Source organism: Nostoc sp. FACHB-152 (assembly GCF_014697475.1).
Classification (GTDB): domain Bacteria; phylum Cyanobacteriota; class Cyanobacteriia; order Cyanobacteriales; family Nostocaceae; genus Nostoc_B.
Genome location: NZ_JACJRV010000022.1, coordinates 1 through 20,870, shown reverse-complemented (window position 1 = coordinate 20,870; position 20,870 = coordinate 1). Strand labels below are relative to the sequence as shown.

Genomic DNA, 20,870 nt, shown 5'->3' with positions numbered 1-20,870 from the left:
TTGACAAAGGACAAGTGACTAATGGCTAATGACTATTGTTTGATGGTGTGCGGAAGTGAAGAGGAATGTACATAAAATGCGTTTATCTCCTGTATTAATAGCAGCTGTAACAATTGCAGCACCCTTAAGTGGGAATATCAGTGCCAATGCACAAACCACTGAAGATTTACAACATACATCTGAAATTTTAAAAACTGCGACAAACCAGCAACAAGAAACTGATGTAGGTCAAAGTTTAACAAGCGAGAAAACATCTCCAATCAACGCTACAAAGGTGAAGGTGGTTGAAGAAGTTGCACCCCAAATTAGCAGGGTTTCTTCAAGGAATTCAGCTGCACAGCTAACAACAGGGGTAATCGTACCAACTACTAGCACAACGGCTCAAATCCCAGAGACAGAGACAACCCCACCTGCGACTCAACAGCCTAACAGCGTTCCTGATACGCAACCAACACCAACCCCATCTTTAAATCCCAATCCTGAGACAGAAAACGCCAACCCGCCTACAACACAGCCAGCGTTCCCGGCAACTCCAGGTACTACTCAACCAGAAAATGCCAACCCGCCTACAACACAGCCAGCGTTCCCGGCAACTCCAGGTACTACTCAACCAGAAAATGCCAACCCGCCTACAACACAGCCAGCGTTCCCTGCAACTCCAGGTACTACTCAACCAGAAAACGCCAACCCACCTACAGTACAACCTACCTTACCCACATCTCCAGATAATACTCAAACTGATGGCGCAGCTGAAACCACAGAACCACGAGTATTAGTATCCGAAGTAGCGGTGAGATCCCAAACAGGGCAATTAACTCCAGAATTAGAAAATCAAGTTTACCAAGTTATTCGGACTCAACCAGGAAGAACAACCACCCGCACCCAGTTGCAAGAAGATATTAACTCTATTTTTGGCACTGGTTTCTTCTCCAACGTCCAGGCACAGCCAGAAGATACACCCTTAGGTGTACGAGTTAGTTTTATTGTGCAGCCTAACCCTGTCCTGACAAAAGTACAAATTCAAGCTAATCCTGGCACTAACGTAGCTTCTGTACTGCCAGCTGGGACTGCCGATGAAGTATTTAAGGATCAGTATGGTAAAATTTTAAACTTGCGTGACTTACAGGAAGGCATCAAAACCTTAACCAAACGTTATCAAGACCAAGGTTATGTGTTAGCTAACGTAGTTGGTGCGCCGCAAGTTTCTGAAAACGGAGTTGTGACTCTGCAAGTAGCAGAAGGTGTAGTTGAAAATATTAGAGTCCGATTCCGTACTAAAGAAGGTCAGGAAACAGACGAACAAGGTAGAGCAATTCGGGGACGAACACAGCCTTACATTATTACGCGGGAATTGCAACTCAAGCCCGGACAAATCTTTAATCGTAATACAGTACAAAGAGACTTGCAAAGGGTATATGGGTTAGGACTTTTTGAAGATGTAAACGTCTCCCTTGATCCTGGTACTGACCCTAGCAAAGTAGATGTGGTGGTGAACGTAGCTGAACGCAGTAGCGGCTCGATCGCAGCTGGTGCTGGTATTAGTTCTGCCAGTGGGTTATTTGGTACAGTCAGTTACCAACAGCAAAACCTCAACGGTAGAAACCAAAGATTAGGAGCAGAACTCCAGGTAGGACAACGGGAATTATTGTTTGATTTGCGCTTTACCGACCCCTGGATTGCTGGCGACCCCTATCGAACTTCCTACACAACCAACATTTTCCGCCGCAGTTCCATTTCCTTGATTTTTGATGGACAAGATGACAATATTGAAACTTTTAAAGCTGGCGAAGACGATGGCGATCGCCCCCGTGTGTTACGTTTAGGCGGTGGTGTGACATTCACCCGTCCATTATCTGCTAATCCCTACGAAAGGGCAGAATGGACAGCTTCGGCTGGGTTGCAATATCAACGAGTTTCCACCCGCGATGCAGATGGCGACCTCAGAAAATTTGGTACCGTATACAAAAATGGCGTACCTGGAGAATTAGTTCCCTTAAGCTTCTCAGGTACAGGTCAAGATGATTTATTGCTGTTGCAACTAGGAACCCAGCGCGATCGCCGTAATAATGCTTTACAGCCTACAAGTGGTTCTTTCCTCCGCTTTGGTGTCGATCAATCAGTGCCAATCGGACAAGGTAACATTTTTCTCACTAGATTACGCGGTAGCTATAGCCAATACATCCCTGTTCAACTGACGAACTTTACCAAAGGCCCACAAACATTAGCTTTTAACCTCCAAGGCGGGACTGTTGTAGGTGACTTGCCACCCTACGAAGCCTTTACTCTTGGTGGTAGCAACTCTGTTCGTGGTTATGAAGAAGGCACCTTAGCCAGTGGACGTAGTTACGTACAAGCATCAGTTGAGTATCGCTTCCCTGTATTCTCTATTGTTAGTGGCGCACTATTTTTTGATGTTGGCAGCGACCTAGGCAGCAGTACCAGAGCGGCTGAAATCCTTAACAAGAATGGTAGTGGCTACGGTTATGGTCTTGGTGTGCGTGTGCAATCCCCATTAGGGCCAATTCGCATCGACTACGGTATCAACGATGATGGTGATAGCCGGATTAACTTCGGTATTGGCGAAAGATTTTAATTTGGTCAATAGTCAATTGTCCATAGTCCATAGTCAGTTGATTTGAGTATTGACCCTTGACTATTGACACTTGACTCTTTAACCCTTGACCCTTGACTATTTATTAAGGTGTATTAAATTTTCGCCTATGCAACAGCACACCATAGCTGGGGAAATCTACCAAAGCGGAGTCGGGCTGCATAGTGGTATCACTACTAACGTGCGGATATTACCAGCCCAGGCAGGTAGTGGACGTTATTTTGTGCGGGTAGATTTACCAGATGGGCCAATCATTCCTGCTCAAATTGCGGCGGTCAATCAGACAGTTCTCTCAACCCAATTAGATAAAGCAGAAATATCTGTCCGTACAGTTGAGCATTTATTGGCCAGCTTGGCAGGTATGGGTGTAAATAACGCCCGTATCGAAATAGATGGCCCAGAAGTACCACTTTTAGATGGTTCAGCACAAATTTGGGCCGATAGCATTGCTCAAGTTGGTTTAAAACCACAACCAATTCCTGAAAACAGCGTGAACTTGGTGATTAAAGACCCAATTTGGGTTTATCAGGAAGATGCTTTTGTATGTGCCTTACCAGCACCAGAAACCCGCTTTAGCTACGGGATTGATTTTGATTTACCTGCAATCGGTAATCAATGGCATAGCTGGTTATTGGTTGCTGATGTAGAAACTGCGGCGGCTAGCTTTGCGGCGGAAATTGCACCTGCCCGGACTTTTGGTTTATTACATCAAATAGAATATTTACAACAAACAGGATTAATTAAAGGTGGCAGCTTAGACAATGCACTCGTTTGCGGCCCTGATGGATGGTTAAATCCACCATTAAGATTTGCAAATGAGCCAGTCCGTCATAAGATGTTGGACTTAGTAGGAGATTTGAGTTTATTGGGAATTTTCCCGCAAGCTCACTTCTTAGCGTACAAAGCCAGCCACAATTTACATATTCAACTCGCTCAAAGGATTTTAGCTGCACAGTAAAATCCTATTGACCACATCTGAGGGGTTTCAACGCCGTCCTACTTAAATTTCTACAGTCAAAGTCAACCACACTGCCAATGACAATTCTCGCTGAAGTAAATAGTAGCGATGCGATCGCATCCTCAGCTACTGCAACTGCACCAGAAATTAAAAAAACCTTCACCTCTGAAGAGATTCAGCAGTTGTTACCTCACCGCTACCCATTTTTACTCGTAGACAAAATTATTGACTACGTACCAGGAAAGCTAGCTGTAGGCGTTAAAAATGTTACTATTAACGAACCTCAGTTCCAAGGACACTTCCCCGGTAGACCACTGATGCCAGGCGTGCTAATTGTTGAAGCAATGGCACAAGTAGGCGGTATCGTGTTAACACAACTGCCAGAATACGATGCTAGTGGACTTTTTGTATTTGCTGGCATCGATAAAGCTCGTTTCCGTCGTCCAGTAGTCCCTGGAGATCAGCTGATCATGACAGTGGAACTGTTGTGTATCAAACAACGTCGGTTTGGCAAGATGCAAGCTAAGGCCGAAGTTGACGGGCAGCTAGCTGCTGAAGGCGAATTGATGTTTTCTTTAGTAGTTTAGCAACTTGCTTTGTTGTCTTGGTGCAACCGTGATGCACCTCGACGCAATCCTAAAAAGGATAGCAGGTAAAAAATCACCCACAATAGCATTTTAAAATTTCTTGATTTTCGCTGCCCTCTCTGACGAGACGCTACGCGAACACACTCAACTTGCTTTGCCCCACACTTTCGGTCACTGAAGTTCTAACAACTCAGCAACGCCAGTTGCCTCGAAGCACTGGCTTTTCAAGACAGTTCTGGAGATTCACCCTTGAAGACTCTTATTCATCCAACGGCTGTAGTTCATCCTAAAGCGGAACTCCACCCTACAGTGCAAGTCGGTGCCTATGCTGTGATTGGAGCGCACGTCAAAGTCGGCCCTGAAACAATTATCGGCGCTCATGTAGTGCTAGAAGGGCCTTGTGAAATTGGGGCGCGAAATCAGATTTTTGCAGGTGCAGCTATCGGCATGGAACCCCAGGATCTCAAATTTGTGGGAGAACCTACCTGGGTAAAAATTGGTGACGACAATATAATTCGAGAGTATGTCACCATTAACCGCGCCACTGGCGAAGGAGAAGCCACAACCATTGGCAATCACAACTTGCTGATGGCTTATGTCCATGTGGCTCATAATTGCATAATCGAAGACCATGTAATCATTCCTAACTCGGTGGCTTTAGCCGGTCACGTGCATATCGAGTCTCGCGCCAGATTGGGCGGGGTTTTAGGTGTGCATCAATTTGTGCATATCGGTAGGCACTCAATGGTCGGTGGAATGTCACGGATCGACCGAGATGTGCCGCCATATATGCTAGTTGAAGGCAATCCTGTACGCGTCAGAACCCTGAATTTAGTAGGACTGAAACGCTCTGGCATGGCGGCGAGTGATTTGCAAATTCTCAAAAAAGCTTTCCGGATTCTCTATCGTTCTAGCTTGACTTTCAAAGAAGCATTAGAACAGTTGGAACAATTAGGGGATACAGAACAACTTCAGCACCTCCGCCGCTTTATCCTTCTGTCTCAAATGCCTGGAAGACGCGGTTTAATCCCTGGGAAAGGTAAAACTTCTGGCGGGAGTGATGAGTCTTAAGGTAGTTACGGGGAATTAGGAGAAGGCAGGAGGCAGGAGGAGAAATGTTACTTCTCCTGAAACTCACCTCTACAAATGCCTTAATCTGAATGCTATTGGCCATAACTCCTAATTTCTCAGCTTTCATATCTAAATTTTTTACTTAATTATCAAATGCGGATATTTATCAGCACTGGCGAAGTGTCTGGCGATTTGCAGGGGTCGTTGTTGATAAAGGCGATTCAACGTCAAGCTGCTGCGGCTGGGTGGGAATTAGAAACTGTCGCCCTCGGTGGCGAAAGAATGGCAGAAGCAGGGGCAAAAATTTTGGGTAATACCAGTGGGATTGGCTCAATGGGTCTTTTAGAATCTCTGCCTTATGTCTTGCCAACTCTATTAGTACAACGAAAAGCGATCGCCTACCTCAAACAAAATCCGCCAGACTTAGTGCTGCTAATTGATTACATGGGGCCAAACCTCGGCATTGGCACTTATATGCAGAAAAATCTGCCTGATGTGCCTGTTGTATACTACATTGCTCCTCAAGAGTGGGTGTGGTCAATAAATTTACGGAATACATCTCGGATTGTCGGCTTTACAGACAAACTCTTAGCCATATTCCCCGAAGAAGCTCGTTACTATCAGGAGAATGGCGCAAATGTTAGCTGGGTGGGACATCCGTTAATTGATAGAATGCAGGATGCGCCTAATCGGCAAGCTGCACGTGCCAAATTAGGAATAGCACCAGAACAAATTGCGATCGCACTTCTGCCTGCTTCTCGTCATCAAGAATTGAAGTATTTGTTACCAGTAATTTTTCAAGCGGCTCAAACTATCCAAGCCAAGTTACCAGCAGTTCACTTTTGGATTCCCTTATCTTTAGAAAGCTTCAGAGAACCAATTGAAGCAGCAATTCAAAACTACGGTTTACAAGCGACAATTATATCTGGTCAGCAAAAGGAAGTTTTTGCTGCTGCTGATTTTGCCATTACTAAATCTGGCACGGTTAATTTGGAACTAGCTTTATTGAATGTGCCGCAAGTTGTAGTTTATCGGCTAAATCCAATTACAGTATGGATTGCGCGCAAAATCCTTAAAGGTTCCATCCCCTTTGCTTCACCCGTTAATTTAGTGGTGATGAAGGAGATTGTGCCAGAGTTATTGCAAGAAGACGCTACACCAGAAAATATTACCCAAGCCGCGATGGCACTACTATTGAATCCTGAACGCAGACAACAGACCTTGACAGATTATGCCGAAATGCGAAAATCTTTGGGAGATATTGGTGTGTGCGATCGCGCTGCTCAAGAAATTTTACAAATGCTAAATAAAAGATAAACTATGAAGTCTGTAGACTAGGCTGCGCCTAGTCTAAATTCTGAAAGAATCAAAGACTATTGACTTGGGTGATGGCTCGTGAAATGAAAAAACGACGACCAATCGCAGTTGATTTATTTGCAGGTGCAGGCGGTATGACCCTCGGCTTTGAACAAGCTGGTTTTGATGTCCTAGCATCTGTAGAAATCGACCCCATCCACTGCGCCACCCACGAGTTTAACTTTCCTTTTTGTACAGTATTGTGCAAAAGTGTAGAAGATACGACAGGCCAAGAAATTCGCCAGCGTTCAGAAATAGGCGATCGCGAAATTGATGCTGTTATTTGCGGTTCACCTTGTCAAGGCTTTTCACTCATGGGTAAACGGGTTTTTGATGACCCGCGAAACTCTTTAGTGTTTCACTTTCACCGTTTGGTGTTAGAACTAGAACCAAAATATTTTGTCATGGAAAATGTTCGCGGGATAACAGTTGGCGAACATAAACGAATTCTCAAAAGTTTAATTAGCGAGTTTCAAACCCACGGTTATCAAGTAGAAGAAAATTATCAAGTTCTTAACGCAGCTCATTTTGGTGTACCGCAATCTCGTGAGCGATTATTTTTATTGGGTGCTAGGAAAGATGTCAGCTTACCAAAGTATCCCCAACCAGTTACCCAAGCAGCAAAACCCAATAATTATATATATCAAAATAATCTACCAATAGGGCCGACTGTATGGGATGCTATTGGTGATATCCCAGAAGTTGAACAATATTCAGAGTTATTAGAAAAAGATTGGATATTTGCCGAGTATGGCAAACCGAGTAATTATGCATTGGCACTGCGTGGTATTCAAAATTTAGTAGACGATTACACCTACAATCGCCAGTTTGATTCCCGGATTCTTTCTTCTAGTTTCCGCACCAAACACTCACTTACAACAATTCAACGTTTTCATGAAACTCCGCAAGGAGAAAGAGAACCAATTAGCCGCTTCTATAAACTGCATCCAGCTGGTGTCTGCAATACCTTAAGAGCCGGCACAGATAGATCTAAGGGTTCTTTTACCTCTCCGCGACCAATACATCCACATACACCACGTTGTATCACTGTTAGAGAAGCAGCACGCCTGCATTCTTACCCGGACTGGTTTAGATTTCATATCACTAAATGGCACGGCTTTCGACAAGTAGGTAATTCCGTACCACCGTTATTAGCAAAAGCTGTGGCAAAAGAAATTATTCGGAGTTTAAATGTATTACCTATAAAGCCTAATTTTCAGCAGCAATTAGGAGATGAAACGCTGTTGCAGTTGAAGATCACACAAGCCGCACAGCGTTATTTGATTTAGAATACAAAAAACCACAGAGACGCAGAATACAGGGAGAAATAGGATTTTAAGGCTTCATCTTGTGACCTTCCTGTCACCTATCACCTGGTATATTTACCAATTACCTGTTTGATTATCATCCCAAACTTCTAATTCCAAATGCTGGAGATAATTCAGTGCATTTTGAATTTGTGTATCAGTTCCTTTTAAATCCAAGTCAAACCAACCATCACCCACAGCATTTGCTCCTAGAATTGCCGCAGTGATATTCACAGTTAAACCATAGTCTGAAACTAGCTGTGAAATCACAGGTTCTTGATGATAGTCTTTAGGAATTCTCAACCGTATCCGCTTAGATTTCAAGATATCTTTGCTAGTCATATCAAAATCAGCCTTTGATTAATAGAGAATTATAAAAGTGCTGAGTAAAAAGTCTAGCTCCTCTTGCACTCATTACTTCAGACTTCAGACTAGCCTGCGGCAAGCCGCTAGCCTGCGGCAACGCCAAAGGCGAACGCGTCTACATAATTCAGACTTCATTCAACATCTTTAATGCGAGTTTTGCGCTCTAAAATTTCTTTCAGTATTAAGGTAACTACTGCTAACAGTGCTAACAATACAGCAGCCGAAAAAGCAGCTTCAGTTTCATATTGTTTGTAAGCATCTTCTACAAATAGAGGTAAACTCTGTGTTTTATCAGCAATGTTGCCAGAAACTACAGAAACCGCACCGAATTCACCCATTGCTCTAGCATTAGTCAAAATCAAGCCGTAAAGTAATCCCCAACGAATGCTGGGTAAAGTAACGCGCCAAAATATTTGCCAATCTTTTGCACCTAAAGTTTTCGCTGCTTCTTCTTGGTCGCTACCAAACTCTTCTAAAACAGGAATTACTTCCCGTGCGACAAAGGGCATACTGACGAAGGCTGTAGCCAATACCATACCAGGAAAGGCAAAGATGATTTTAATATCGTGTGCTTGCAGAAAAGGCCCAAACCAGCCGTTTCTCCCGTACAGTAATACAATCATCAATCCTGCAACTACAGGGGAGATGGAAAAGGGGAGGTCAATAATACTTAAAACTATGGCACGACCAGGGAATTTATGACGAGCGATCGCCCAAGCTGCACACAAGCCAAATACTGTATTTAACGGTACCGCAATCAACGCCAATATCAAAGTTAGCCAAGCTGCGTGAAGAAAGGCAGGATGCGTTAAGTTAGCAAAAAACGGCCCAATTCCCTTTTTAAAAGCTTGGAAAAAAACGTTAATTGCTGGAATGTATTGAATTAGTGCTAAATAAGAAATTGCGATGCCAATTAAAATAGTCGGCACCCAACTTTTCTTTTGTATGGGCTTATTTACACCTGTATCAGATCCCGATGATGAATGAAATCTTGGCTCATTTACTGTCATATCTTCTTGCCCACGCTTGTAAGAAATTAATCGCCAGTAGAAGTATCAAAGAAATTGTCAGCAGAACCATGCCGATAACAGTAGCACCAGAATAGTCATACTGTTCTAATCTTTGGAAAATCAGCACGGGTGCAATTAAATCTTGGTAGGGAGTATTAGAAGAAATAATTACTGTCGAGCCATATTCTCCAACCGCACGAGAAAAACCTAATGCAATACCAGTCAAAATCGTCGGAAATAATGGCGGTAAAATAACTTTCCAAAATGTTTGCCATTGAGAAGCACCCAAACACCAAGCGGCTTCTTCAATGTCATGTTCCATTTCTTGCAGTACAGGTTGTACAGTCCTCACCACAAAAGGTAGGGAAATAAATATCATTGCCACCGCTACACCTAAGCGAGTGAAAGATACCTTAATTCCAAAGGGAGCTAACAGCGAACCAATCCAACCGTTATCGCTGTAAACTGTTGCCAAAGTTAACCCCGCAACAGAAGTTGGCAGCGCAAAAGGTAAGTCTACTGTGGCATCAATTATCTTCTTTAAGGGAAAGTCGTAACGTACTAAAACCCAGGCAATTAAAGTACCAAATACACCATTCAGCAAAGCAGCCGCTATAGATGTGACAAAAGTAACGTTATAGGTTGCTAAGGCAACATCACTAGTAGCAATTTCCCAAAATCTAGCAGGTGGTTCTGTACTAGCTTTAAGGAACATAGCAACTATTGGCATAAATAACATTACTGTCAGGTATGCCAGGGTAATACGCCACGTCCAAGGCAGATTAATTAACTGATGCAGAAACTTTTTCCAAACGGAAGTTTGTTCAGAAGTAAATTTTTGGGACGGAGATGATATTGCCATAAGGAAATAGAATTTGTTCTTTGTTATTCGTCCGTATCATTAGTCACTTGATAAAGGACAAATGACCCTTCGGGTTCGCCAGTTGCTTCAAGTCGGGAAACCCGCCCAACGCACTGGCTCACCAATGACAAATGACTAATAATTACCGTTTCTTTTGAGCTTGAATCTTGTCAAAAATACCACCCTCAGCGAAGAATTTTTTATCGATTTCACTCCAACCGCCGTAATCTTGAACGGTGCCTAAAGTTTTCACGTTGGGGAATTTATCTTTAACTTCTTTAGTTTGGGCAACAGTTTCATCTACAGGTCGAAATCCTAACTTGGCAAATTCTTGCTGTGCTTCTGGTGTGTAAAGGTATTTAACAAAAGCTTCTGCTACTTCACGAGTGCCATGCTTATCAACGTTTTTATCTACGACAGCAACGGGGTTATCAATAGAAATATTGACATCAGGAACAATGTAATTTACTTTTTCGCCTTTTTGTTGTGCTAAGACAATTTCGTTTTCGTAGTTGATTAAAGCATCACCTTGACCTTGCTTGAAAAATGCATCTGTAGCTTCACGGGCATCTTTAGTCAAAAGCGGTACATTGTTATAAACTTTGCTGACAAATTCTGTCGCTTTAGCGTCATCTCCACCAGTTTTAATTGCCGAATTCCACAGCGCGAGGAAGTTCCACTTAGCCACACCCGATGTTTTCGGATCAGCTGTAATGAGTTTTACCCCGTCTTTGGCTAAATCTGTCCAAGTTTTGATGCTTTTGGGATTACCTTCACGAGTAACGATCGCAGCAACAGATTTAGAAACGATACCATTATTAGGAACTTCTTTTTCCCATCCTAGTTCGATCAGTCCAGCTTTCTGAATCTTTTCGGTGTCTCCGGCTAAAGCTAGGTGAACAACATCTGCTTCTAAACCATCAATAACCGCACGAGTTTGAGAACCAGAACCACCGTAGCTTTGTTTAAAGGTCACAGTTTGGTTATGTTCTTGCTTCCACTTTTCGACAAACTTGGGAATGATGGCTTCGTGAGCCGCTTTAGTAACAGCAAAAGACACTAAGGTGAGTTCAACATTTGGTTTGTTAGCTGAAACAGGATTAGCTGATGGCGTTCCCCCAGCAGTATTGTTTGTATTTCCACCAGAGCAGGCGGCTAGTGCCAGACTCAAAATCGCTCCCACTAAAGTGAGCGATACAAAACCTTTGAGTGAATTGAATCTGAATCGATTTGGCTTGTACTGAGTCATAAGTTGTAATTGTTTCAAGGGACGCTGCCACGCACTCATTTTTTATCCTCCGTAATAACTACGGTAAATTGATGGGGATGTAGCAATATATCGTTATATGTTACTGGATGATTGCATATAATTAAATGTCTAATTGCAAACCCAAACAGAAACTTCACATCCTCTATAGAGAATATGGAGAATTTTATCAGTTATGTTACCAATTAAAAATGCTTTGGCTTGGAAGTATCAAATTCTCATTACAATCAATCGACGAATCCAATTTGATTAGTGAAGATACTTGTGTAGTCAGGCAATAGAAAAGAAGACAAGTAACAATGTACTGATTTTTTTCAAAAATCAAATACTCGTACTCTATAAAGATATTGGCTGTAAAATCAGCAATTTTGGCAGATAGTATAATTCTTTTTGGTAAATTAAGGATTAACAAGTACGTGACAGAATTGTTTAGCGTAGTGTTAGCACTAAACCCGACTGTCGTTGTAGAGATAGAAACTAAAGGTTATATTGCTGGGGTAAGCCATCTTGAAAAACTAGCAATTCCCCTGGTTTGATAGGTGTCCATACTTCATTATCTGTGAGAGGGGTAGTTGCGATCACAGCGACGCGATCGCTTGGGGATGTCAACTCACGAAAATCTACAGTCATATCTTGATCTATCAAGTGTGCCGCAGCAAAAGGTGCTTGACGCACAATGTAATTAAGTTTCGTAGAACAGTGGGCAAAAAAGTGTTCTCCGTCTGATAGCAAGTAGTTAAAAACCCCAATTTTTGCAATTTCAGCAGTTACTTTCAACAATACAGAATAAAGTTTTTCAAGAGGCGGTTTACCTTCAGGAAAGTTTGAGCGCAAAGTTTCTAGTAGCAAACAAAATGCTTTTTCACTATCAGTATCACCCACAGGTTTATAAAAGCCTTGATTTGGAGGATTAAAATCAGGCAAATTACCGTTGTGAGCAAATACCCAATATTGTCCCCAAAGTTCCCTTCGGAAAGGATGACAATTTCTTAACGCAACCTCGCCTTGAGTAGCTTTGCGGATATGAGCAATTACATGGGTAGAGTGGATAGGGTAGCGTCGTACTAAATCCGCGACTGGTGATGTCACCGAAGGTTTGTCATCTAAAAATAATCGACATCCTTTCCCTTCAAAGAATGCAATACCCCAACCATCGCTATGATCGTCCGTTTTGCCTCCACGCGCAGAAAAACCTTCAAAAGAAAAGCAAATGTCTGTGGGAACATTGCAGTTCATTCCTAGTAGTTGGCACATAATTACTAAAAATCAGTTTTCTATATAGTATTAAAAACACACTATTTAAAATAGTGTCAGTTAAAATAGTGCCAAAAAATATTTTTAATAAAATATTTATACCAATTTAATGAGTCTGTTTCGTTAAAACTGTATTATTTATACAGATAAATACAATTTAACAATTGGGTATTAAGTGCCTTGAGTTATGATGAGAATACGCTGGTTAATGGTAGCTTTGACAACATAATAAGTAAAAATTTTTATTATCAATTTTCTGAAACATATGGAAATAACAAAAATATCTAGTGAAGGACAAGTAATTATTCCCGAAGAATTGCTCAAAGCTTCAGGCTGGGAAGTTGGACAAGAACTAATAGCAATTAATATGGGTGATGGAATTCTTCTCAAACCTAAGAAACCTTTTGCAGAAATCACATTAAATGATGTTGCAGGCTGCTTAAAATATCAAGGCTTACCAAAATCTTTAGAAGATATGAATGATGCTATCCGTCAAGGCGTAGAGGAATCATGGTATGGGGGCAATTGATACTAATATAATTGTACGTTTATTAACGCAAGATGATGAATTACAGTACCGTAAGAGTTTAGAAATTTTTCAAACTAAAAATGTTTTTATCCCAGATACTGTTATTTTAGAAACCGAGTGGGTACTAAGGTTTGCGTATAAGTTTAAATCTGTTGAAATATATACAGCTTTCAGAAAGCTATTTGGATTATCAAATGTTTATTTAAGTAATGCTGTCCTAGTATTTCAAGCATTACAATGGCATGAATCGGGCTTAGATTTCGCGGATGCTTTTCATCTAGCCCAAAGCCAAAATTATGCAATTTTTTATACTTTTGATGAGAAATTTGTGAAAAAAACTAAGGGACTAACGACCTGTGAAGTTAATCAACCTTAATGAAGAATTTTATCTTCCTTTTTTCTCCTGACGTTCTCTTAGTTTTAGCAATATCTCTGCGTGCATTTCCCGTGTAATAGGGTAAAAATAAGTCAAAACTAAACCACCAATTAAACAAATAGTTGGTATAGGCCCTACAGCAATACGGATAGCTGTTAGTGCAGATTCTGGTTGTATAGGTAGTGTACTTTGTCCGGCTACTGCTTCTTTAAAACCAGCAGATTGTAAGGCATTTCCTACTAAAAATAACCCGAAAGCTAAACCAAATTTCTGCAACAGTACCATGAATGCATAAAATATGCCTTCGCGGCGTTGTCCAGTTTGGAGTTCGTCTAATTCAATTACATCTGGAATCATTGACCAAGGTACTAGGTATGCTGTAGATACTCCAACACCTGCCATTACAGCCATGACATACATTAAAACTAATTGCCCAGGCTGTAAAAAGAATAATCCAGCAGCAGCAATTATCCAAAAACTCATCCCTAAAAAGTAAACAATTTTTTTGCCAAGTCTTTTACTTAAATTGCTCCAGACAAATAACATAATTAAGGCAGTTCCTTGAACAGCAATCATAACTGTAGGTACATCGGATTCTTTCAGACGCATACAGTTAACAACAAAAAAAGGAATGATGCTGGCTGTAATTTGTACAGCTAACCAAGAACAAAGATATATACCAATTACAAATAAAAAAGGGCGATTAGTAAAGATGATTTTTAATTGTTCTAAAAAAGGAATATTTTCTGGTTCCTCAACTTGAATGCGTTTAGCTTCAAAAGCTAAGATGCGATCGCGCACTCCAAAAATGCACCAATATAAAGAAGCTACCGAAATTACAGTACAAATAGTTGCTAAGACTAAATATTGTTGTTGACGGTCGGCAATGTGAGAAAACACTATTTGCGCTAAAATCAACGATAAAATACTACCACCAATAGAAAAAGTGAAGCGAAAACTATTGAGGCTAGTACGTTCATCATAATCTTGACTCAGTTCGGGAGTCATTGCCGTGTAAGGCAAATTGACCACAGTATAGAAGACCTGAGATATTAAGCCAATTACCACGTAATACCAGAACAAAACCCAAATATTAATACTGCGATCGCTACTAAATTGCGGTACAATCCACTGCAAGAAGAAGAAAATGCCAAAAGGAATTGCACCATATAACATCCAAGGAAGCCGACGACCCCAACGCCGAGATTTTGTTTTATCAGTCAACATTCCCACAAAAGGATCGTTGACAGCATCCCAGATTTTTCCAATTAACAAGACGCTACCCGCTAGACCTGCTGGAATGCCAGCGACATTCGTAAAAAAAACTAGTAGGAAAAATATCGAAATATTAGCAGTAATTGCTGGGCCTAAGTCACCTGCACCATAAGCGAGTTTGGTTTTAAAATCTAGTTTTGGACTGACAGCAGCATTTTGGGCATAATCATCAGCAGAATCGTTCATGATATGTCTAGCTCGTACTAAAATAAAAAATTTGCGATCGCCTCTAGTATTACCTCAAAATTAGTTATCTTATGCCAGACCTTTACGTTTCTTGGTCAGAGTACCACTACAAAATCGAACAACTGGCTGTGGAAATTTATCAATCTGGTTGGGAATTCAACCAAATTGTTTGTCTAGCCAGGGGAGGACTGCGCGTTGGAGATATTCTCGCTCGGATTTACGACAAACCTCTGGCAATTTTGGCTGCATCATCCTACAGTGGCCCTGGTAAGCAAGAGAGAGGAAATTTAACATTTTCCCATCATTTAACCATGACTACTGAAAGCTTAGGCGATCGCATCCTGCTAGTCGATGACTTAGTAGACTCTGGTATCACCCTTCAAAAAACTATTCCTTGGCTAAAGGAAAATATCGATTATTCTATTGAAGAAATTCGCAGTGCCGTAGTTTGGTATAAAGCCTGTTCTGTAATCAAACCTGATTATTATGTTGATTACTTACCTGACAATCCTTGGATTCATCAACCTTTTGAATATTACGAACATACAAATCCCGCAGAATTGTCAAAAAAGTTGAGTCAGTTATGCTGACAAACAAATTTGGCGTTATTGATTAATTGGATGATTTTTGTTTCGCGCAAAGGCCTTAGCGTTAGCGTTTATTAAAACTCTATAACCAATAATTTACCAATCCAAAATCTAAAATCTAAAATTCAGAACAGCCATAGCCAAACTGGGAGAGTTAGCAATAAGAGTATGACTCCCAGTGCTAAGGAAGTAACCGCAAGTTCACGGTCAAGATTGAAAGTTTCGGCCAGCACCATTGTGGCGAATGCGGGTGGCATTGCCATTTGTAAAACGACTACTTTTGCTGCGGAACCAGTGATGCCAAAAAATGGCAGAGTGTAACCGAGTACCAACGGGACTAATAGCATCTTGATTGCTAAACTTCCTCCTGCTTGTGGCAGCCTACGCCAAGAATTTAGCTGGGAAAGCCGCATCCCAATTAATACAAGAGATAAAGCAACAGTAGCCCAACCCAATTTTTCTAAATAAAATTCCACCGTACTAGGAAGAGTAACTTGACGAAACAGTAAGCCAAAGCCAAAACTCCATAAGGCTGGATTAATCAAAATTGCCTTAGTTATCTGCCAAGAGTTTGTCGCACCGTCTCCAAAACGAGATGCTAGAGCTACACCCAGCCCATAAGCTCCAAAAAGTGACCCTAGTAAGTCGTAGAATAAAGCCCAAGCAAAATAATCTTTGCCTACCATTGCTAAAGTGACAGGAAAGCCAATATAACCTGTATTACCTACCATTGCCGATAGAATAAAACTTCCCTGAGTTGGGTGTTGAAAGGTTGTATTGGTAAGATATGCTTGTCCTTTAATAGCTAACCAGGCCAAAAACGCGCCTAATAAAATGGCTATATGAGCGATCGCAGGTGCAATCCAAATTTGGGCTGATAAATCAGCTTGACGTAAAAAAGCAACAATACTTACAGGTACTCCTACCCAAAAAAGCAACTGACCTAAACGAGGTGGAACTGTGGCAGGTAGTTTCCGTCCGAGGAAAAATCCTAATAGGACTAAACCCACAAGTTTGACGTATAGTTCTAGGAGGTTTGTCAAGATTGCCCTGAGAGATACAGATGTAAAATGTTACCCAATATGTCAATCTCTGTCCAGTCTACAATCTGTTATGAATTTTGCACAAAAGCAGGAGTTAACCCTTGAATAAAGCTGGGTTTTCTGGAGAACCCCCAAATTCGTCCGGTGATTCTGATGATGATATTCCAGTGGCTGTACGCGATACTCCTGATGTCGCATCTAAGACACGCTTAACACCTCTGACCATGCTAATTGGAGGTGTAGCAGGATTTATCCTGCTGGCTGTCATTAGTGGTTTTTTGTTTTCTCTCACTACACCGAAAAACGCCACCAATTCGGAATCTTCACCTGCTAATTCCGTTGCAACTCCAAGCACAGGTAATGCCCAAAATCCCCAAGATAATAATGTGGTGCTGGGACATTTAGCATACCCAGAAGCACCAGAGTCGGATTTAGCCCCCATTACTGCGGATGGGCGGATTAGAATGCGAAAAGCTGCGGCTGAAAAGTTTCGTGCCATGACCCAAGCAGCGCGGAGTGCAGGTGTAATTATCGTGCCAATTTCTGGCTTTCGTTCTGTGAAGGAACAAGAGCAATTATTTTTTGATGTGGGGGCGCAGCGAAATCAAACTCCAGCCCAAAGAGCCGCCTTGAGTGCGCCTCCTGGTCATAGCGAACATCACACAGGTTATGCTGTGGATGTCGGAGATGGATCAGCACCAGCGACAAATCTCCAAGCAGACTTTGATCAGACGAAAGCCTTTGGGTGGCTACAAGCAAATGCTGCCCGCTTTAGTTTTGAAATCTCTTTTCCGAAAGATAATGTGCAAGGTGTCAGTTATGAACCTTGGCATTGGCGTTTTGTCGGCGATCGCAGCAGCTTAGAAATGTTCTATAAAGCTAGAAATTTAAAACCCGCTAAAGCATCACCTTAAAATTCAGGAGTCAGAATTTCTGACTCCTGCGTTTATTTGGATGTCTCATGTAAGTAGACTGTCACTGTCAGGGTTAAAACTAGTAGGTGGAACAGCAAAATCTTTTAGCTAACGCTCAATCAGGCCTAGCACAAGTTCTAGAAAAAGAAGGATACGACACCGAGGTGTTAGCCTTAGCTCAGACGTACCTAGATATCAGAGAGTGCCTGCGTGATTAAAATTTAGATGGAACGCGCCGATTGGTTGAGCGGTTGCAGCGCAAGTCAGGGATGGAATAATGCATAATTCGTAATTCGTAATTTATTATGACTAGTTACACATTACAAGCAAGCCGTGAATGGTGGTCACAAAGATGGCTAGAATTACTCGATTCTTATCGTTTTAAAAAGCGGTTAGAACGTGCCAGAAATTATGCGCGTCAAGGTAACGTTCTCAGCATCGAATTTAAAGGCGCGAAAGTATTAGCTAAGGTACAAGGTAGTGAAGTTGAACCTTATAAAGTTTCTCTTTCCCTTGATTCTTTTAGTGATGAAGAGTGGGGCTATGTAATTGAAACAATGTCTAAAAGGGCATTATTCGCAGCCAAATTATTAGCGGGAGAAATGCCTCAAAATATAGAAGAAGTATTTACTGCTAATGGCCTTTCGTTGTTTCCATTTACATTAGGTGATGTACACAGTAAATGCTCTTGCCCTGATAAAGCCAACCCTTGTAAACACGTTGGGGCAATTTATTATCAGTTAGGCGACAGATTTAGCGAAGACCCGTTTGTGCTATTTCAATTACGCGGGCGAACTAAAGAACAAATTATCAGCGATTTACGCAAGCTCCGGGGTAATAAATCTGAAGTAAATACTACTGCAATATCAGAGGTTCAACAACCAATTACTCACAAACAATCATCAGTAAATCTTAGCTCTTTTTGGGAATACAATGAGCCTTTAGATTCATCTTTAGTAGTGATTGCATCTAGCGTTAGCGAGACAGTATTGGATATCTTAGGAGCAATCCCTTTAGCAAAAACAGACGAAGATGTAGTAACTTTAACTGCCAGTGATGTGGTGATGAAGTATTTAGATACTGTTTACAAAAATGTCAGCCAAAAAGCCATGTTAGAAGCTATGAATGTGGGAAATAATTAAATATTGTAAAGTATTGCGCGATCACCTGTATTTTTAGCAATATGAGCGATCGCTATTTTTATGACAATTATGTTATTGTCCAAACTCAAGTCTAGCTTGCTCAACTAAGTCTCCTGTCACTACATCTTGCTGGGCTTGACGTGCCAGTTGCTCAATTCGTGCTTTAGCTTGGGTACGGGCGAAAAAGGGAATATTTTTTAACTTTGCTTTAGCTTCAGATGTCCAGCGCAAAGTCTCTATAAAATCAGATTCACTCATATTTTTCAACTCCTATTTCATGAATGTTTTTACATCACATTTTTATCAAACTATTAACAAAAAATAATTTCTTAGAATTTACGCAATAAACCTTTGAAACTCTCATTCCTCAGTGTCGCGCCAGTTGTTTCTCCTAATCGGAGACGCTACGCGAACAAGACGGCAAAGCCGACGACAGTCGCCTCAAGTCGGGGAATCCCGCCCACGGTGCTGTCTCCCTAACGCACTAGCTTCTCTGTGGCCTCTGTGGTTGGACATTCAATATTTTCTTACTTGTGCGTAAGCCCTGTTTATTTAACAATTGTTTTGGTCACAGTATCTATTAAGGGAAAAAGGCTCTTGTGTAAAAACAAGAGCCTCTCAAGCATTCGATTGTCAGTTGTCAGTGATGAAAGAAAACTTTCAACTTAGTCAAGCTCATTCATGAACATTACTGGTTCATTCTCACGGTCAATACCTTTCTCAAAGCCACCAGCCGCAGCACGGGCGCGTCCAGCGTGCCACAAGTGACCAATAAGGAAGAAGAAACCTAATACGAAGTGAGAAGTAGACAACCATGCACGAGGAGATACATAGTTGAAAGAGTTGATTTCAGTTGCTACACCACCTACAGAGTTCAAAGAACCCAAAGGAGCGTGAGTCATGTATTCAGCCGCACGGCGAGCTTGCCAAGGCTGAATATCATTCTTGATTTTGTCTAAGTCAAGACCGTTAGGGCCGCGTAGAGGCTCTAACCAGGGGCCTTGGAAATCCCAGAAGCGCATGGTTTCACCACCAAAGATGATTTCACCAGAAGGAGAGCGCATCAAGTATTTACCTAGACCTGTGGGGCCTTGAGCAGAACCAACGTTAGCACCTAAGCGTTGGTCACGAATCAAGAAGGTTAAAGCTTGAGCTTGAGAAGCTTCAGGGCCAGTTGGGCCGAAGAATTCACTGGGGTAAACAGTGTTGTTGTACCAAACCATACAAGAAGCAATGAAGCCCATTAAGGACAACGCGCCCAAGCTATAGGAGAGGTAAGCTTCACCAGACCAGATGAACGCACGACGCGCCCAAGCAAAAGGCTTGCTGAAAATGTGGAAAATACCACCAGAAATACAAAGTAAGGCAACCCAGATGTGTCCACCAATGACATCTTCTAGGTTATTAACACTCACAATCCAACCTTCGCCACCGAAGGGAGCTTTGATGAGATAGCCAAAAATAACTGCGGGGTTCAGGGTCGGGTTAGTAATGACGCGAACATCACCACCACCAGGAGCCCAAGTATCGTAAATACCGCCGAAGAACATCGCCTTCAGCACCAACAACAACGCACCACAACCCAAAATGATTAGGTGGAAACCGATGATGTTGGTCATCTTGTTCTTGTCTTTCCAGTCATAACCAAAGAAAGAAGAGTATTCTTCTAAGGTTTCTGGGCCGCGTACAGCGTGATAAATACCGCCAAAACCCAGGACTGCGGAGGAAATTAGGTGAAGTACACCAACAACAAAGTAGGGGAAGGTGTCAATTACTTCACCACCAGGGCCTACACCCCAACCTAAAGTAGCGAGGTGAGGCAGAAGAATTAAGCCCTGCTCATACATGGGCTTTTCTGGGATAAAGTGAGCAACTTCAAACAATGTCATTGCTCCAGCCCAGAACACAATCAAACCAGCATGTGCTACGTGAGCACCTAGCAGTTTACCAGACAGGTTTATCAAACGGGCATTACCAGACCACCAAGCAAAACCGGTGGATTCTTGGTCACGACCACCGCCCATCACTGCGGTTCTATTAGAGAGCGTTACCACGTGGTAATACCTCCTCAGGGAATATAAATTGTTCGTGAGGCTGATCTTGAGGAGCCATCCAAGCGCGGATACCCTCGTTCAGCAAAATGTTTTTGGTATAGAAAGTTTCAAATTC

At 41.9% G+C, this 20,870-nt stretch carries 21 protein-coding genes and 1 pseudogene; 12 read left to right on the top strand and 10 right to left on the bottom strand.

What is annotated here, in order from left to right; all coding sequences use genetic code 11:
* Positions 1-76: 76 nt before the first annotated feature.
* From H6G76_RS17135 to H6G76_RS17110, 6 genes are all read left to right on the top strand, one after another.
* A complete protein-coding gene (locus tag H6G76_RS17135) occupies positions 77-2,593 on the top strand; it encodes a BamA/TamA family outer membrane protein (RefSeq protein ID WP_190702919.1) in 2,517 nt (838 codons plus the stop codon).
* Between the two features lie 127 nt (positions 2,594-2,720).
* A complete protein-coding gene (lpxC, locus tag H6G76_RS17130; RefSeq protein ID WP_190702916.1) occupies positions 2,721-3,569 on the top strand; it encodes a UDP-3-O-acyl-N-acetylglucosamine deacetylase in 849 nt (282 codons plus the stop codon).
* Between the two features lie 77 nt (positions 3,570-3,646).
* Entirely contained in the window at positions 3,647-4,156 is a 510-nt protein-coding gene (fabZ, locus tag H6G76_RS17125; RefSeq protein ID WP_190702913.1) for a 3-hydroxyacyl-ACP dehydratase FabZ, read from the top strand.
* A gap of 249 nt (positions 4,157-4,405) precedes the next feature.
* Positions 4,406-5,227 carry an acyl-ACP--UDP-N-acetylglucosamine O-acyltransferase gene (lpxA, locus tag H6G76_RS17120; protein WP_190702910.1) on the top strand — a complete coding sequence of 274 codons (822 nt, stop codon included), beginning with the start codon at positions 4,406-4,408 and terminating at the stop codon, positions 5,225-5,227.
* A 153-nt stretch (positions 5,228-5,380) separates the two neighbouring features.
* Positions 5,381-6,544 (top strand): lipid-A-disaccharide synthase, encoded by a 1,164-nt coding sequence (gene lpxB / locus H6G76_RS17115; protein WP_190702908.1) that lies wholly within the window; start codon positions 5,381-5,383, stop codon positions 6,542-6,544.
* Positions 6,545-6,615: 71 nt separating this feature from the next.
* On the top strand, positions 6,616-7,872 hold the full coding sequence (locus H6G76_RS17110) for a DNA cytosine methyltransferase (RefSeq protein ID WP_190702905.1): 1,257 nt from the start codon (positions 6,616-6,618) through the stop codon (positions 7,870-7,872).
* Between the two features lie 93 nt (positions 7,873-7,965).
* Here H6G76_RS17110 and H6G76_RS17105 read toward each other — a convergent pair whose 3' ends face one another.
* The 5 genes from H6G76_RS17105 to H6G76_RS17085 all read right to left on the bottom strand — a co-directional run bounded on the left by H6G76_RS17105 (position 7,966) and on the right by H6G76_RS17085 (position 12,649).
* A complete protein-coding gene (locus H6G76_RS17105; protein ID WP_190702902.1) occupies positions 7,966-8,232 on the bottom strand; it encodes an NIL domain-containing protein in 267 nt (88 codons plus the stop codon).
* 155 nt (positions 8,233-8,387) lie between these two features.
* Positions 8,388-9,266, bottom strand: coding sequence for a sulfate ABC transporter permease subunit CysW (gene cysW, locus H6G76_RS17100; protein ID WP_190702899.1), 879 nt, complete (start codon positions 9,264-9,266; stop codon positions 8,388-8,390).
* A complete protein-coding gene (gene cysT / locus H6G76_RS17095) occupies positions 9,253-10,128 on the bottom strand; it encodes a sulfate ABC transporter permease subunit CysT (RefSeq protein WP_190702895.1) in 876 nt (291 codons plus the stop codon). Before cysT ends, cysW begins: the two co-directional genes overlap by 14 nt.
* Before the next feature lie 142 nt (positions 10,129-10,270).
* Complete coding sequence (locus tag H6G76_RS17090) at positions 10,271-11,416, bottom strand: sulfate ABC transporter substrate-binding protein (RefSeq protein WP_190702892.1); 1,146 nt, start codon at positions 11,414-11,416, stop codon at positions 10,271-10,273.
* 456 nt (positions 11,417-11,872) lie between these two features.
* Positions 11,873-12,649 carry a class II glutamine amidotransferase gene (locus H6G76_RS17085; RefSeq protein WP_190702889.1) on the bottom strand — a complete coding sequence of 259 codons (777 nt, stop codon included), beginning with the start codon at positions 12,647-12,649 and terminating at the stop codon, positions 11,873-11,875.
* A gap of 265 nt (positions 12,650-12,914) precedes the next feature.
* Between H6G76_RS17085 and H6G76_RS17080 the strand changes: the two genes are divergently transcribed.
* Positions 12,915-13,178, top strand: a complete 264-nt coding sequence (locus H6G76_RS17080) for an AbrB/MazE/SpoVT family DNA-binding domain-containing protein (RefSeq protein ID WP_190702886.1) — start codon at positions 12,915-12,917, stop codon at positions 13,176-13,178.
* Entirely contained in the window at positions 13,165-13,554 is a 390-nt protein-coding gene (locus H6G76_RS17075; RefSeq protein WP_190702883.1) for a type II toxin-antitoxin system VapC family toxin, read from the top strand. The genes H6G76_RS17080 and H6G76_RS17075 overlap by 14 nt, the downstream gene beginning before the upstream one ends.
* A 9-nt stretch (positions 13,555-13,563) precedes the next feature.
* Here the strand turns inward: H6G76_RS17075 and H6G76_RS17070 are convergent, their stop codons facing one another.
* Positions 13,564-15,015: an MFS transporter gene (locus H6G76_RS17070; protein WP_190702880.1), complete on the bottom strand. Its 1,452-nt coding sequence runs from the start codon at positions 15,013-15,015 to the stop codon at positions 13,564-13,566.
* Positions 15,016-15,086: 71 nt separating this feature from the next.
* On the opposite strand from H6G76_RS17070, the gene H6G76_RS17065 reads away from it, so the two are divergent.
* Positions 15,087-15,605 carry a phosphoribosyltransferase gene (locus H6G76_RS17065; protein ID WP_190702877.1) on the top strand — a complete coding sequence of 173 codons (519 nt, stop codon included), beginning with the start codon at positions 15,087-15,089 and terminating at the stop codon, positions 15,603-15,605.
* Between the two features lie 122 nt (positions 15,606-15,727).
* Here H6G76_RS17065 and H6G76_RS17060 read toward each other — a convergent pair whose 3' ends face one another.
* Positions 15,728-16,645: an AEC family transporter gene (locus H6G76_RS17060; RefSeq protein ID WP_190702874.1), complete on the bottom strand. Its 918-nt coding sequence runs from the start codon at positions 16,643-16,645 to the stop codon at positions 15,728-15,730.
* Positions 16,646-16,746: 101 nt separating this feature from the next.
* Here H6G76_RS17060 and H6G76_RS17055 point away from each other — a divergent pair, with 101 nt between their 5' ends.
* From H6G76_RS17055 to H6G76_RS17050, 3 genes are all read left to right on the top strand, one after another.
* Positions 16,747-17,559 (top strand): D-alanyl-D-alanine carboxypeptidase family protein, encoded by an 813-nt coding sequence (locus tag H6G76_RS17055; RefSeq protein WP_190702871.1) that lies wholly within the window; start codon positions 16,747-16,749, stop codon positions 17,557-17,559.
* Between the two features lie 86 nt (positions 17,560-17,645).
* On the top strand, positions 17,646-17,777 hold the full coding sequence (locus H6G76_RS37725; protein ID WP_277883104.1) for a hypothetical protein: 132 nt from the start codon (positions 17,646-17,648) through the stop codon (positions 17,775-17,777).
* 87 nt (positions 17,778-17,864) lie between these two features.
* Positions 17,865-18,701, top strand: a complete 837-nt coding sequence (locus H6G76_RS17050) for an SWIM zinc finger family protein (RefSeq protein ID WP_190702868.1) — start codon at positions 17,865-17,867, stop codon at positions 18,699-18,701.
* Positions 18,702-18,773: 72 nt separating this feature from the next.
* Here H6G76_RS17050 and H6G76_RS17045 read toward each other — a convergent pair whose 3' ends face one another.
* The 3 genes and pseudogenes from H6G76_RS17045 to H6G76_RS17035 all read right to left on the bottom strand — a co-directional run.
* On the bottom strand, positions 18,774-18,959 hold the full coding sequence (locus H6G76_RS17045) for a PCP reductase family protein (RefSeq protein WP_190702864.1): 186 nt from the start codon (positions 18,957-18,959) through the stop codon (positions 18,774-18,776).
* 407 nt (positions 18,960-19,366) lie between these two features.
* Positions 19,367-20,755 carry a photosystem II reaction center protein CP43 gene (gene psbC / locus H6G76_RS17040; protein WP_190702861.1) on the bottom strand — a complete coding sequence of 463 codons (1,389 nt, stop codon included), beginning with the start codon at positions 20,753-20,755 and terminating at the stop codon, positions 19,367-19,369.
* A pseudogene (locus H6G76_RS17035) lies at positions 20,739-20,870 on the bottom strand (photosystem II D2 protein (photosystem q(a) protein)); the annotation flags it as partial. The gene psbC and the pseudogene H6G76_RS17035, both read right to left, overlap by 17 nt.

Excerpts from the sequence above, each read along its gene's own strand:
- H6G76_RS17075 (WP_190702883.1), top strand. The coding sequence starts at position 13,165 with ATGGGGGCAATTGATACTAATATAATTGTACGTTTATTAACGCAAGAT.
- fabZ (WP_190702913.1), top strand. The coding sequence starts at position 3,647 with ATGACAATTCTCGCTGAAGTAAATAGTAGCGATGCGATCGCATCCTCA.
- H6G76_RS17050 (WP_190702868.1), top strand. The coding sequence starts at position 17,865 with ATGACTAGTTACACATTACAAGCAAGCCGTGAATGGTGGTCACAAAGA.
- H6G76_RS17105 (WP_190702902.1), bottom strand. The coding sequence starts at position 8,232 with ATGACTAGCAAAGATATCTTGAAATCTAAGCGGATACGGTTGAGAATT.
- cysW (WP_190702899.1), bottom strand. The coding sequence starts at position 9,266 with ATGACAGTAAATGAGCCAAGATTTCATTCATCATCGGGATCTGATACA.
- lpxB (WP_190702908.1), top strand. The coding sequence starts at position 5,381 with ATGCGGATATTTATCAGCACTGGCGAAGTGTCTGGCGATTTGCAGGGG.
- lpxC (WP_190702916.1), top strand. The coding sequence starts at position 2,721 with ATGCAACAGCACACCATAGCTGGGGAAATCTACCAAAGCGGAGTCGGG.
- H6G76_RS17135 (WP_190702919.1), top strand. The coding sequence starts at position 77 with ATGCGTTTATCTCCTGTATTAATAGCAGCTGTAACAATTGCAGCACCC.
- H6G76_RS17090 (WP_190702892.1), bottom strand. The coding sequence starts at position 11,416 with ATGAGTGCGTGGCAGCGTCCCTTGAAACAATTACAACTTATGACTCAG.
- H6G76_RS17070 (WP_190702880.1), bottom strand. The coding sequence starts at position 15,015 with ATGAACGATTCTGCTGATGATTATGCCCAAAATGCTGCTGTCAGTCCA.
- cysT (WP_190702895.1), bottom strand. The coding sequence starts at position 10,128 with ATGGCAATATCATCTCCGTCCCAAAAATTTACTTCTGAACAAACTTCC.
- H6G76_RS17045 (WP_190702864.1), bottom strand. The coding sequence starts at position 18,959 with ATGAGTGAATCTGATTTTATAGAGACTTTGCGCTGGACATCTGAAGCT.
- H6G76_RS17080 (WP_190702886.1), top strand. The coding sequence starts at position 12,915 with ATGGAAATAACAAAAATATCTAGTGAAGGACAAGTAATTATTCCCGAA.
- H6G76_RS17085 (WP_190702889.1), bottom strand. The coding sequence starts at position 12,649 with ATGTGCCAACTACTAGGAATGAACTGCAATGTTCCCACAGACATTTGC.
- H6G76_RS17065 (WP_190702877.1), top strand. The coding sequence starts at position 15,087 with ATGCCAGACCTTTACGTTTCTTGGTCAGAGTACCACTACAAAATCGAA.
- H6G76_RS17110 (WP_190702905.1), top strand. The coding sequence starts at position 6,616 with ATGGCTCGTGAAATGAAAAAACGACGACCAATCGCAGTTGATTTATTT.